This window comes from Sphingomonas sp. RS6, from assembly GCF_054489705.1.
Genome location: NZ_JBTMWM010000009.1, coordinates 96052 through 107984, shown reverse-complemented (window position 1 = coordinate 107984; position 11933 = coordinate 96052). Strand labels below are relative to the sequence as shown.

Below are 11933 nucleotides of genomic sequence, written 5' to 3'. Positions count from 1 at the left end.
AAAGTCCGTCGGAAGAATGATTGGAGGGGCCTTTTGCCCGAGACGAGGCCACGCTGTATAGCCCCTCGCACGATGTTACAAACGCATGTCCAAACCGCAGGCTGGAAAGGCAAGCCGATCGTCCTTGTCGGCCTGATGGGGGCCGGAAAGACCACGGTGGGCCGAAGGCTGGCCCAGCGGCTCCGGCTGCCCTTTGTCGATGCCGATGCCGAGATCGAGGCCGCGGCAGGCATGACCGTGGCGGACATTTTCGACCGGTTCGGCGAGCCGCATTTCCGCGACGGCGAACGCCGGGTGATCGCCCGGCTGGTGGATGGCACGCCCAAGGTGATCGCCACCGGCGGCGGCGCGTTCATCAATGACGAGACGCGACAGCTGATCCTCGACCAGGCGATTTCGATCTGGCTCGATGCCGAGCCGGCGGTGCTCGCCGATCGCGTGCGCCGCCGCGACACGCGCCCGTTGCTGCGCGGACGCGATCCGCTGGTCACGCTCACTGAACTGGCGCGGGTGCGCAATCCGTTTTACGCGCTTGCACAGATCCGCGTCCCCAGCGTAGCCGCACCGCACGAAACCACCGTCGAAGCGATCCTGAAGGCCCTTTTCAAGTGACCACCATTCCCGTCGCGCTGGGCGCACGCAGCTATGACGTGCGCATCGAACCCGGCCTGCTGGCCCGCGCTGGCGAGGTACTGGCGCCGCTCTCGCGAGGGCGGGCGATGCCCATCATCACCGACACCAATCTCAGCGCCCATTGCCAGGCGCTGGTCGCCAGCCTGGCCGCCGCCGGCATCGCCGCGCCGGTGCTCACGCTGCCGGCCGGCGAAGGCACCAAGAGCTGGGCGCAGCTTGAGGCGCTGACCGACTGGCTGCTCGATCAGGGCGTGGTCCGCAGCGACCATGTGATCGCGCTGGGCGGCGGCGTGATCGGCGATCTGGTCGGTTTCGCCACCAGCATCCTCAAGCGCGGCTGCAACTTCGTCCAGATCCCCACCACGCTGTTGGCCCAGGTCGACAGTTCGGTCGGCGGCAAGACCGCGATCAATTCGCGCGCTGGCAAGAACCTGATCGGCGCCTTCCACCAGCCGGCCGTGGTGCTGATCGACCCGCAGGTGCTGGATACGCTGCCCCAGCGCGAGCTGCGCGCCGGCTATGCCGAAGTCGCCAAATATGGCCTGATCGACGACGCCGCTTTCTTCGGCTGGTGTGAGGCGAATGCGGCGGCGCTGTTCGCCGGCGAGCCGGCCGCGCGCGCCCATGCGATCGGCCATTCGGTCGCCGCCAAGGCCCGCATCGTCGCCGCCGACGAGCGCGAGACCACCGGCACCCGCGCGCTGCTCAACCTGGGCCACACCTTCGGCCATGCGCTCGAGGCGGAGACGGGCTTTTCGGACAAGCTGCTCCACGGCGAGGCGGTGGCCGCCGGCATGGCGCTGGCCTTTGCCTTTTCGGCCGAACAGGGTCTGTGCCCGCCCGAGGATGCGGCGCGGGTGGCCGCGCATCTGCGCAGCGTCGGCCTGCCCGACGGGCTGGGGGTGGCCGGCGTGACGGCGGACGGCAAGACTTTGGTCGACCACATGCTCCACGACAAGAAAATGGAGGGCAGCACCCTGCCCTTCCTGCTCGCGCGCGGCATCGGCCAGACCTATCTCGACAAGAGTGTCGACCTAACGGCGGTGGCGGCGTTCCTCGACCGGGCGCGGTAAGGGAAGCCGGCCTCGCAAGTTCGCGCCGGCGGTGTTGGCGACGTCAGTCAGAAAAGCGGTGCCGTACCGATCGTCACTTGTTCGACAACATTACCGACGATCGCAAAGGCAAGCACGATCAGGAGCAACCACCATCCCGCATGCCGCCTGCGGATATTCAGCCATATCATCAAAAATGGCACACCGAGAATGGCGACCGCCGATCAGGGTTACCCATGTAAGCGCCATCAGTGGTTCGTTCGCATGAATGGGAAGGCCTCGCAACCACCGGCCCGATAAGGCGCGTAACCTGCCCCGCCCCCCAAGCCACCATTGCCCAAAGCCTTCCAACGCCTTACCCCGGCGCGATGCGTATTCTTGCCCTGGCGCTCGCCGCCTCGACCATGTTCGTCCCGCCCGCGCTCGCCCAGCAGCGCCCCGCCACCGTGGCGCCGATCCTCACCACGGCCGAGGCCAAGGATGTGTGGACCCATGCCCGCCCCGAAATCGCCCGCGTCACCCATGTCGCGCTGAACCTGCGCGCCGATTTCAACGCGAAGACGCTGTCCGGCACCGCCACGCTCGACATCCTCGCCGCGCCGGGGGCCAAGGAAATCGTGCTCGACGATGACGGGCTGGTCATCGCGAAGATCACCGACGCCGCCGGCAAGCCCTTGCCCTACACCGTCGGCAAGGCCGATCCAGAGATCGGCGCGCCGCTGACCGTACAGTTGAACGGCGCCAGTCGCATCGTCATCCACTATCGCTCGGCGCCGAGCGCGTCCGCGCTGCAATGGCTCGCGCCGCAGCTCACGGCGGGCAAGCAGAAGCCCTATCTGTTCAGCCAGGGCCAGCCGATCAACAACCGCAGCTGGATCCCGACACAGGACAGCCCCGGCATCCGCCAGACCTGGTCGGCGACGCTAACCGTGCCGTCGGACCTGGTCGCGGTGATGAGCGCCGAGCGGATCGACGGCGCCAAGGGCGTGCCCGCCGGCAAGGGCTGGCACCGCTTCCGCTTCCGCATGGACAAGCCGGTGCCGCCCTATCTGATCGCCTTCGCGGTCGGCGACCTCGCCTTCAAGGCCGTCGGCCCGCGCGCGGGCGTGTGGACCGAGCCGAGCATGCTCGACGCCGCCGCGAAGGAAGTCGGCGATGTCGAAAAGATGATCGACGCGGCGCAGGCGCTCTACGGCCCCTATCGCTGGGGCCGGTACGACATGCTCGTCCTGCCGCCCAGCTTTCCCTATGGCGGCATGGAGAACCCCACCCTCACCTTCCTGACGCCGACGATCATCACCGGCGACAAGTCGAACGTCGATGTGGTCGCGCACGAGTTGGCGCACAGCTGGTCGGGCAACCTCGTCACCAACGCCACCTGGTCGGACAGCTGGCTGAACGAAGGCTTCACCACCTATTTCGAGAACCGCATCATGGAGGCGGTGTACGGCAAGGAACGCGCCGCGACCGACGCCGATCTCGAATGGGACGGACTGCAACGCGACATCGCCGATGCCGGCGGCATGGACGCGCCGACCACGCGGCTGCACGGCGATCCGGGCGCGACCTTCGGCCAGCTCGATTATTTCAAGGGTTCGACCTTCCTGCGCACGATCGAGCGGATCGTCGGCCGCGCGCGCTGGGACGTGTATCTGCGCGGCTATTTCGACCGCCACGCCTTCCAGCCGCAGACCACTGCCGGCTTCCTCGCCGACCTGCGCGCCAACCTCGTAAAGGGCGATGCCGGGCTGGAAGCGAACCTGCAGCTCGACAAATGGGCCTATGCGCCGGGCCTGCCCAACAATGCCGTCCACGTCCAGTCGGCGACGCTGCAAGCGATCGACCGCCAGCTCGCGGCAGTGAATGCCGGCGGGCCGGTGGCGGCGGTCGATCCCAAGGGCTGGTCGACCCAGCAATGGCTGCGCTTTCTGAACGGCCTCAACCGCCAGCAGACGCCGGCCCGGCTGAAGGAACTGGACGAGACGCTGGGCCTGTCGGCCTCGAACAACGCCTATGTCCGCTCGGCCTGGGGCGAACTGGCGATCGCCAACCGCTATGATCCGGCGCTGCCGGGCATCGAAAAGCTGGTCGGCAGCGTCGGGCGCGGCCTGCTGATCTATCCGATCTACAAGGATTTGATGGCACAGGGCGACTGGGGCAAGCCGATCGCGCTGCGCTTCTATCAGGGTGCGAAGGCGACCTATCACCCGACCGTCGCGGCGGGCATCGCCAAGATCGTCGGCGCGGAGTAGGCCGATGCCGCGCGGGGTGGCCAAGCGCGACCTGCCGACCAAGACCTGCCCGGTCTGCCAGCGCCCCTTCGCCTGGCGCAAGAAATGGGAACGCGACTGGGAAAATGTCGTCTATTGCTCCGACCGCTGCCGGCGGTCGGGGCGGTAGGCGATCACCGCTTTTCCGGGAAGGCCTCGATCTGCTCGGGCGTCAGCAATCGCGTCGGCACGAAGTTGAACAGCAGCTCCGTCTGACGCAGGACGATCGAATCCTTGCCTTTCACGATGTTCACATAATCTTCCCAAGCAAGATTCGTAGAACCTCGCTCAGAGGTGAATGCGATTGCATGCTCTGACCACGCGATCGTGATCGGATCGTGCAAGGACCGCTGTTGCGCAAAGGTCCGGCGCACGATCTTCGGCAGACGCAGATAGCTAACGCCCAGGATTCCCGTGAAGACGAGGAGCCAGTACCCGGCTGCCAGCGTCGCGACAATCGGCGCCGGGCCGAGACTCCACGGGCTTGCCAGGAACCAGCCAGCCGCAGCAAGAATGAGGGTTGGCACGATATAGGCGAGCACCACACGCTGCGAGCGTAAATTCGACCGATAGTTCAATCGAGTTGCTGCGAGCACGTCTTCCAGCGTCGGTTTGAAGATTACGGTCTGCACGTTGTTCTGCCTCACTGGTACCGCAGCGTCTTTCCGAACCCAGTGTTCGTCTTCGTCATCTTCATCAGCTTGCGCAGATACGCCTTCACCTCGCGCTCGAAGCGCTGCTCGCTGCGAACCCCGGCGCGGTAGAAATCATCCTTCGCGAGCAGCGCTTTCAGCGCCGCGTCGAACCGAGCCTGATCTTCCACCGCCTCGCTCTGTCGGAACTGCGCGCAGACCCATTCCTCGGCCGCCGCCTTGTCATACTCGTCCTCGCGGTCGCGGCCATAGCGGTCGGCGACGTCCTGATCCGCGCGCGCAGCCTTGATCCGGCGATCGAGCCAGAGGCGGACCTGTTCCGCGTTCCAGTCGCTGGGCCCGCCGGTCATCGCGCGGCCCTGGACGCCACCACCCAGGCCAGCCACAGCCAGCCCGCGATCATCGCCGCGCCGCCGATCGGCGTCACCGCGCCCAGCCAACGCGGCAGACCCAGCGCCATCAGGTAGAGCGTTGCCGCGAACACGAAGCCGCCGACAACGAACAGCCAGGCCGGCCCGCGCGCACCCATCTGGATCGCGACCAGCGCCGCCACCGCATGGACCAGCTGGTAATGGCCGCCGGTCTTCAGCCATTCCACCGCCTGTCCCTGCGCGCCGTGCGCCCCGAACGCGCCCGCCGCCACTGCCATCGCGCCGCACAGCGCCGCCAGTATCGCCAGCAGATTCATCGCCCCGATCCCTTTCTCAATTACCGGCATCCGCTTCACGCGCGGCGGCAGCCGCGGCCTGGCTGAACATGTCGTCGCGCCCGGCATAGAGGTCGCCGGTTTCCTTCTGCCGCTTCAGCCGTTCGGAATCGCGGCGGCGATATTCGGCCTCGGTCTTGTCGATTTCCGCCCCGTCGACACCGACATTCTGCATCGCCCGCCGCGCCATCACCACCGCGCTTTCGATCACCTCGCGGACCACGCCGGCCACCGGCGCGCCCTTCAGCTTCATCACGCTGCGCCGGTCATAGGCACGCACGAAGATGCTTGCCTTGGGAAAAGCGGCGTGGACCCCCTCCACCGCGGCGGTATCCATCGCATCGCCATCCTGGCAGAACAGGATCAGCTCGGCCTCCGCCGCGCCCGCTTGTCGCAACAGGTCGATGCGCGTGCCGTCGCCATAATAGACCTTCATGCCGAAGGTCCCGGCCGTCTCGATCATCTCGACATCGCGGTCGATGATCGTCACCGGAATGTCCTGGCCGATCAGCATCTGCGCCACCGTCTGGCCGAAGCGGCCATAGCCGACCACCACCGCGTTGGCGCCTTCCGCCCGAGGCTCGTCGAGATGCCCGCCATCCTTCGGCTTTTCCACGCGCAAGGGCCGTGTCGCCATCATTAGGAACGGCGTGGTCGCCATCGATACGGTGACGATCGCGCTGAACACGCTCGCCGCCTCCGGCTCGATCAGCAGCGCATTCTGGGCCTGGGCGAACAGCACGAAGCCGAATTCGCCGCCCTGGCTGAGCAGCAGGCCCAGCGCGAAGGCCGCGCGAATGTTCATGCCGAACAGCAGCGCCAGGCCCATGATCAGCACCGCCTTGGTCGCGATCAGCGCCAGCGCCATGCCGGCGACGAACAGCGGGCGATCGGCGATCGCGTTGAGATCGAGCGTCATGCCCACCGCGAGGAAGAACAGACCGAGCAGGATCGCGCGGAACGGTTCGACATCGGCCTCCAGTTCGTGGCGATAGGGCGAATCGGCGAGCATCACGCCGGCGATGAACGCACCCAGCGCGGCCGAGAGGCCCAGCGCCTCCATCACCGCCGCGCTGGCGATCACCGCGAACAGGCCGGCAAAGACGAACATCTCTCGCTCGTCGAGATTGCCGATCAGCCGGAACAGCGGCTGGAGCAGGAAGCGGCCTGCCAGCACCAGCCCGACGATCGCCGCCACCGTATAGACGCCGAGCAGCCATCCCGGCGGCCCGGCCTGATCGGCGGGGTTGCGCGACAGGGCAGCGACGATCGTGATCAGCGGGACGATCGACAGATCCTGGAACAACAGGATCGCAAAGGCCCGCTCGCCGAACGGGGTGCGCAGGCGCCCCGCCGACTGGAGCAGCGGCAGCACCTGTGCGGTCGACGAAAGCCCCATCGGCAGGCCCAGCGCCAGCGCGGCGGCGAGCGTCGATCCGGTGATGATCCAGATGATGGCGGCGATCGCCAGGCCGCACAGCGCGACCTGCAACGTGCCGAGCCCGAAAATGTCGCGCCGCATCCGCCACAGCCGGGACGGGCTGAGTTCGAGGCCGACGAGGAACAGCAGCAGCGCGATGCCGAGTTCGGCGATCCCCATCTTGCCTTCGGCATCGCCGACCAGCCCGAGCACATGCGGCCCGACCAGCGCGCCCGCGACCAGAAAGCCGAGCGTCGCACCCAGCCCCAGCCGGCGGAACAGCAGCACGAAGAACAACGCGAAGCCGAGCAGCGGCACCGCATCGGCGAGCAGCGATCCGCCCCCCTCGTGCCCCATCAGACGCGCGCCTCGGCGGCCTGCACGGCGGCATCCGCCGCGGCCTCGAAGGCCAGGCGGATCGAAGCGTGCCGCCCGCGATGGGGCAGCGCCGGACCGAACAGTTCGAGCCCCGGCCAGTCGGGCGGCGCATCCCGTTCGCCGGCGAGCCAGGCGGTCAGCGCGTCGCGCGCCTCGGCGATTTCGCCGGCCGTCCGGCCGATCACCGCCTCGCCCATCAGCGCCGCCGATGCCTGGCCCAGCGCACAGGCGCGGACCAGCATGCCAACCGCCGACACCCGCCCGGCATCGTCGACGTCGATGTCGACGGTGACACGGCTGCCGCACACCGGCGACCGGCGCTCGGAGGAGCCGCCCGGCGCCGCCAGCCGCTGATGATGCGGAATCGACGCGGCCAGCCGCAGGATTTCGAGATTGTAGAGGGGCGCATTCATGCCCCCGATCTAGGGCAGCCGCGTCCCGGTTACGAGGGGCAAATCGGCGCAGCCTCCGCCGCGCGCGCGGTGCTGCTCAGTCGCGCCGACGCGCACGCGCGCTGCCGTCGCGATCGGCCGGCGCGCCGCCGAACACCGGCTCGCCGTTGCGGCGCCGGTCGACGAAATCCGCAAGCGCCGCGCTGGTGGTGTCGAGCAGCGGATAGGTGACCGATGCGGTGATCCATTCCGGCCGGTTCCGCCGCCCACCGCCAACGGTATCGAGCACGAGCACCAGCACCAGAAATGCCATGCTGACCAGGATCAGCCCCTTGAGCACGCCGAAGCCGACGCCCAGCGCGCGATCGATCGGGCCGAGCATCGAGTTGCGCATCTGCGCGCCCAGCGAATTCGCGATCAGTCGCCCTCCGAAATAGCTGGTACCCGCGAGCAGCGCGAAGGCGAGCACCGCCGCCCCGCCTGCCGTGCCGATCACGCCGGCAAGCAGCGCGGTCAGCCCCGCGTGGAAGAACTTCACGGCGACGACGACCAGGATCCAAGCGAGAAAAGCCAGCACCTCGGTGGTGAACCCGCGCAGGAATCCCAGCACGGCCGCCCCGCCGATCACGATCAGAACAATGATATCGAGCCCGGTCACCTGATCCTCCCCACGCCGCCGCTCCTTAGCACCGCGGCGGCGGCGCGAAACCCGCCAAATCGCATCGGGGCGGCCGGCCACAGGCGGCGCACCGCGTTAACCGGCTGAAAACCACGTCGATTAACCTTGCTCCTTCGGCATATCTCAAGTTCGCACCGGCAAAATCATCTCCGACAACGGCCAGTTTCGGCCGTGGTGATTGGAGTGGAGCGTGGTTCGTCTTCGCCGCCTCGGGTTCGCTGCACTGGCCGCCGCCGCGCCGCTGTTGATCGCGGCGAACGAAGCGCCTGCGCTGGAAGACGATGTGCTGGCACGGATCAACGCCGTCCGGCAGGATCCGGCGGCCTATGCCGAACAGCTTCGCGACTACCGCCGCCATTTCCTCGGCAATGCCGTGTTCCTGCCCGATCGCGCCAAGGGACTGCTGACGCAGGAGGGCGTCGCCGCCGTCGACGAGGCGATCGCGTTCCTCGAACAGCAGCCCGCCCTACCGCCGCTCAACCGCGCCTCGCTGCTCGCGCTGGCCGCGCGGCATCATGTCGCGATGCAGGGGCCGCTTGGCGAGCACGGTCATGTCGGCCCCGACGGCACCTCGCCCGGCGAACGCGTCCGCAAGCTAGGCGGCGGCGATCTGGTGGGGGAAGACATTTCCTATGGCTATGCCGATGCCGACGCGGTGGTCCGCCAGCTCATCGTCGATGACGGCGTGATCGATCGCGGCCATCGCCGGCTGATCTTCGAGCCGGAGCTGCGCTATGCCGGCGTCGGCTGCGGCGAGCATCGGCGCTATGGCCATATGTGCGTGATCGACGTCGCGCGCACGCATGACGGCATGTCGATCTATGCGTCCAACAATCGCCTGACGATGCTGGCGTCGAACTGATCCCCGGCGGGACTGCGCCGCTCAGCGGACGATCGTCACCAGATCGCCCGGCGCCGCCACCGCGAACAGATGCCGGGCAAATTCCAGCGGCACGCCGACACAGCCATGCGTCGCCGCGCCCTCGCGCACGTTGCTGCCGTGGATCGCCACGCCATCGTCGGTCAGGCGCAGCGTATAAGGCATCGGCGCGTCATAGGTGCGCGAACGATGTTTCTCGCGCATCCACTTGATCGGGAAATCGCCGACCGGTGTCTCGAGTCCATCGGCGCCATAGAGGATCACGCTGGTGCCGATTTCCTGTCCATCGCGGAATACCGAGAGCAGCTGTCGGGTGAGGTCCACGCGGATCCACACCACACCCTTGCCGACGCCGTTCTCGTTCCACACAAAGTCGCCGTAGCGCATCTTGTCGGGAACGTTCAGCAGGCTCTTCACCGCCCGAGTCGAGCCGTCCGGCAGCGCAAGCCGGGGCAGCTGATGAACCGGAAAGGTTATGCGCGCGGCCGGCGGCTTCGGCTGGACGATCACCGCCGGTGCGGGATCGGACTTCGCCCGGAGGCTGATCGACAGCGGGATCGCTACGCTGCCCACCAGCACGGCGGCAGCGGCGATCCACATGCCCGCGGGTCGGGCCGCACTCATCCGACGGCCGTTTCGCTCCGCGACTGACGGCGGGCGAGGCCACCGAGCACGAACAGCGCCGCGATCATCATCGCCCAGATGCCCGGTTCGGGCACCGGCGAAACCGGCGTGGTGGGCGTCGGGGTCGGCGTCGGAACGCCGCCACCACCGCCGCCACCGCCGCCGCCCGGCACGATGCCAACCGGACCGCCGGGCCCGCCACCGCCAAAACCGCCGCCGATCGGCGTGAAGCTGTCGCTGGTCGTGAAACTGTCGGTGCCACCGATCGGATTGCCGCCCGCGACTTCGGTCAGCGGGTTATCGGCAGGAAGCGCCGCTGCCGCCGGAATCGGCGCAAACTCGGAATCGACCGGCGGCGCCATCACCGGCGGCTCGCCGGCCAGCACCAGCGGCATCTTGCCGCGCGCCAGCTTGGTGTTGACCGCGCCCACCTCGCGTACGCCCGGCGAACGCGCGCTCAGCATTGCCAACGCGTCGAACGCAGCTGCAACCGGCGCCACGGCGATTCCCGCCGAGGTGGTGAGCATCAGCGAAGCGATCGCCGCAATGCCGCCGGCGCGCACGGCCACCCGCCGATATCGCGCCCGTCGCCCGGAATCTGTCGCTTCGCCCGCCATCTCTCGCCCCATGTTCAATCTCGACGCTGACAATCGCATGAAGTGTTGTTAACCTCACAGGTTAACTAACTGCTTTTCATACAATTCGTTCAACTGTGCCGGTGGTAATTTCACCTGCACCAAAACGCAAGCAAATTGCCTGTCCCACCTCGGTCTTTACCATCTTCTTACGAAACATATTAGCTAAAACTGGCGAAGCGATAAGCACAGCGAGCTTGTAACGAGGTTAACGGCCCAGCAGATGCTCGGCAAAACCGCCGAGATTCTTGAATGCGGAAATCGAAAGCGCGCCCGGCTCGCCCCCCTGAGTCGCCGGCGTCAACGCGCGGCTGAAGCCGAGCTTGGCCGCTTCGCGCATCCGCAGCGCCGCATGCGCGACCGGACGAACCTCGCCCGACAGGGCAATTTCGCCGAACGCCACCGCATCGGCGGGCACCGGCCGCTCCGACAACGCCGAGATCAGCGCCGCCGCCACCGCCAGGTCGGCCGCGGGATCCTGCACCCGGTAGCCACCGGCGATGTTGAGATAGACTTCGCACGCCGAGAAGCTGAGCCCACACCGCGCCTCCAGCACCGCGAGCACCATCGACAGCCGCGCCGAATCCCAGCCGACCACCGCCCGGCGCGGGGTGGCGCCCGAGGCGAGGCGGACGGTGAGCGCCTGCACCTCGACCAGCACCGGGCGCGTGCCCTCCAGCGCCGGGAACACCACCGTGCCGGTGACGCTTTCGTCGCGCTGGGTGAGGAACAGCGAGGATGGATTGCCGACCTCTGCCAGCCCCTCGGTCTCCATCGAGAACACGCCGATCTCGTCGGTGCCGCCGAAGCGGTTCTTCACCGCACGCAGGATGCGATAGAGATGGCTGCGCTCGCCTTCGAACGCCAGAACGGTATCGACCATGTGTTCGAGCACGCGCGGCCCGGCGATCGAACCGTCCTTCGTCACGTGGCCCACCATCACCAGCGCGGTGCCGCGTTCCTTGGCGAAGCGGATCAGTTCCTGCGCGCTGGCCCGCACTTGGCTGACGGTGCCGGGGGCACCCTCGATCAGGTCCGAGTGCATCGTCTGGATCGAATCGATAATGAGCAGGTCGGGCGGCGCCGCACCGCCGAGCGTGGTGAGGATGTCGCGGACCGAGGTGGCGGCGGCAAGCTGCACCGGCGCCTGCCCTAGCCCGAGCCGGCGGGCGCGCAGCCGCACCTGATCGGCGGCCTCCTCGCCCGAGACATAGGCGACGGCGAGACCCTTGGCCGCGATCTTCGCCGCCGCCTGGAGCAGCAGGGTGGACTTGCCGATGCCGGGATCGCCGCCAATCAGCGTCGCCGACCCCTCGACGAAACCGCCGCCCAGCGCACGGTCGAGTTCGGCAATGCCGCTGGCCATGCGTTCGGGCAGCGCGACATCGGTGTTGAGCCCGGAAAGCTGGATCGCGCGGCCGCCCGATTGCAGGTTATGCTTGGCGTGGAACGGCGTGACAGCCGCGCCGGCCTCCTCGACCAGCGTGTTCCATTCGCCGCAATCGCCGCATTGCCCCGCCCATTTCGACGTGGCCGAGCCGCAGGCCTGACAGACATAGCGTTTCTGAAGTTTCGCCATGCCCGCGGATGTAGCGCGATGGAAACGAAAAG

14 protein-coding genes are annotated in these 11933 nt (G+C 67.6%); 5 read left to right on the top strand and 9 right to left on the bottom strand.

Features of this window, described 5'->3' with window-relative positions:
• Positions 1-72: 72 nt before the first annotated feature.
• From ACX40Y_RS15100 to ACX40Y_RS15085, 4 genes are all read left to right on the top strand, one after another.
• On the top strand, positions 73-612 hold the full coding sequence (locus ACX40Y_RS15100; RefSeq protein WP_459120394.1) for a shikimate kinase: 540 nt from the start codon (positions 73-75) through the stop codon (positions 610-612).
• Entirely contained in the window at positions 609-1706 is a 1098-nt protein-coding gene (gene aroB / locus ACX40Y_RS15095; protein WP_459120393.1) for a 3-dehydroquinate synthase, read from the top strand. Before ACX40Y_RS15100 ends, aroB begins: the two co-directional genes overlap by 4 nt.
• Before the next feature lie 347 nt (positions 1707-2053).
• Positions 2054-3937 carry a M1 family metallopeptidase gene (locus tag ACX40Y_RS15090; RefSeq protein WP_459120392.1) on the top strand — a complete coding sequence of 628 codons (1884 nt, stop codon included), beginning with the start codon at positions 2054-2056 and terminating at the stop codon, positions 3935-3937.
• 4 nt (positions 3938-3941) lie between these two features.
• On the top strand, positions 3942-4085 hold the full coding sequence (locus tag ACX40Y_RS15085) for a DUF2256 domain-containing protein (RefSeq protein WP_459120391.1): 144 nt from the start codon (positions 3942-3944) through the stop codon (positions 4083-4085).
• 4 nt (positions 4086-4089) lie between these two features.
• Here ACX40Y_RS15085 and ACX40Y_RS15080 read toward each other — a convergent pair whose 3' ends face one another.
• From ACX40Y_RS15080 to ACX40Y_RS15055, 6 genes are all read right to left on the bottom strand, one after another.
• Complete coding sequence (locus tag ACX40Y_RS15080) at positions 4090-4587, bottom strand: YcxB family protein (RefSeq protein WP_459120390.1); 498 nt, start codon at positions 4585-4587, stop codon at positions 4090-4092.
• An 11-nt stretch (positions 4588-4598) separates the two neighbouring features.
• A complete protein-coding gene (locus ACX40Y_RS15075; protein WP_459120389.1) occupies positions 4599-4958 on the bottom strand; it encodes a hypothetical protein in 360 nt (119 codons plus the stop codon).
• A complete protein-coding gene (locus ACX40Y_RS15070) occupies positions 4955-5296 on the bottom strand; it encodes a DUF423 domain-containing protein (RefSeq protein WP_459120388.1) in 342 nt (113 codons plus the stop codon). The genes ACX40Y_RS15075 and ACX40Y_RS15070 overlap by 4 nt, the downstream gene beginning before the upstream one ends.
• 16 nt (positions 5297-5312) lie before the next feature.
• Positions 5313-7091 carry a cation:proton antiporter domain-containing protein gene (locus ACX40Y_RS15065; protein ID WP_459120387.1) on the bottom strand — a complete coding sequence of 593 codons (1779 nt, stop codon included), beginning with the start codon at positions 7089-7091 and terminating at the stop codon, positions 5313-5315.
• On the bottom strand, positions 7091-7525 hold the full coding sequence (locus ACX40Y_RS15060; protein ID WP_459120386.1) for an iron-sulfur cluster assembly scaffold protein: 435 nt from the start codon (positions 7523-7525) through the stop codon (positions 7091-7093). Before ACX40Y_RS15060 ends, ACX40Y_RS15065 begins: the two co-directional genes overlap by 1 nt.
• Before the next feature lie 76 nt (positions 7526-7601).
• A complete protein-coding gene (locus ACX40Y_RS15055; RefSeq protein ID WP_459120385.1) occupies positions 7602-8162 on the bottom strand; it encodes a CvpA family protein in 561 nt (186 codons plus the stop codon).
• Positions 8163-8373: 211 nt separating this feature from the next.
• On the opposite strand from ACX40Y_RS15055, the gene ACX40Y_RS15050 reads away from it, so the two are divergent.
• Complete coding sequence (locus ACX40Y_RS15050; RefSeq protein ID WP_459120384.1) at positions 8374-9045, top strand: CAP domain-containing protein; 672 nt, start codon at positions 8374-8376, stop codon at positions 9043-9045.
• A 21-nt stretch (positions 9046-9066) separates the two neighbouring features.
• Here the strand turns inward: ACX40Y_RS15050 and ACX40Y_RS15045 are convergent, their stop codons facing one another.
• From ACX40Y_RS15045 to radA, 3 genes are all read right to left on the bottom strand, one after another.
• Complete coding sequence (locus ACX40Y_RS15045; protein ID WP_459120383.1) at positions 9067-9687, bottom strand: L,D-transpeptidase; 621 nt, start codon at positions 9685-9687, stop codon at positions 9067-9069.
• A complete protein-coding gene (locus ACX40Y_RS15040) occupies positions 9684-10256 on the bottom strand; it encodes a PEP-CTERM sorting domain-containing protein (RefSeq protein ID WP_459120382.1) in 573 nt (190 codons plus the stop codon). Before ACX40Y_RS15040 ends, ACX40Y_RS15045 begins: the two co-directional genes overlap by 4 nt.
• Before the next feature lie 274 nt (positions 10257-10530).
• Positions 10531-11901 carry a DNA repair protein RadA gene (radA, locus tag ACX40Y_RS15035; RefSeq protein WP_459120381.1) on the bottom strand — a complete coding sequence of 457 codons (1371 nt, stop codon included), beginning with the start codon at positions 11899-11901 and terminating at the stop codon, positions 10531-10533.
• Between the last annotated feature and the right edge of the window lie 32 nt (positions 11902-11933).

Bases quoted from the DNA above. Each gene is read 5' to 3' on its own strand.
- ACX40Y_RS15070 (WP_459120388.1), bottom strand. From the start codon at position 5,296: ATGAATCTGCTGGCGATACTGGCGGCGCTGTGCGGCGCGATGGCAGTG.
- ACX40Y_RS15065 (WP_459120387.1), bottom strand. From the start codon at position 7,091: ATGGGGCACGAGGGGGGCGGATCGCTGCTCGCCGATGCGGTGCCGCTG.
- radA (WP_459120381.1), bottom strand. From the start codon at position 11,901: ATGGCGAAACTTCAGAAACGCTATGTCTGTCAGGCCTGCGGCTCGGCC.
- ACX40Y_RS15100 (WP_459120394.1), top strand. From the start codon at position 73: ATGTTACAAACGCATGTCCAAACCGCAGGCTGGAAAGGCAAGCCGATC.
- ACX40Y_RS15045 (WP_459120383.1), bottom strand. From the start codon at position 9,687: ATGAGTGCGGCCCGACCCGCGGGCATGTGGATCGCCGCTGCCGCCGTG.
- ACX40Y_RS15085 (WP_459120391.1), top strand. From the start codon at position 3,942: ATGCCGCGCGGGGTGGCCAAGCGCGACCTGCCGACCAAGACCTGCCCG.
- ACX40Y_RS15075 (WP_459120389.1), bottom strand. From the start codon at position 4,958: ATGACCGGCGGGCCCAGCGACTGGAACGCGGAACAGGTCCGCCTCTGG.
- ACX40Y_RS15090 (WP_459120392.1), top strand. From the start codon at position 2,054: ATGCGTATTCTTGCCCTGGCGCTCGCCGCCTCGACCATGTTCGTCCCG.
- ACX40Y_RS15060 (WP_459120386.1), bottom strand. From the start codon at position 7,525: ATGAATGCGCCCCTCTACAATCTCGAAATCCTGCGGCTGGCCGCGTCG.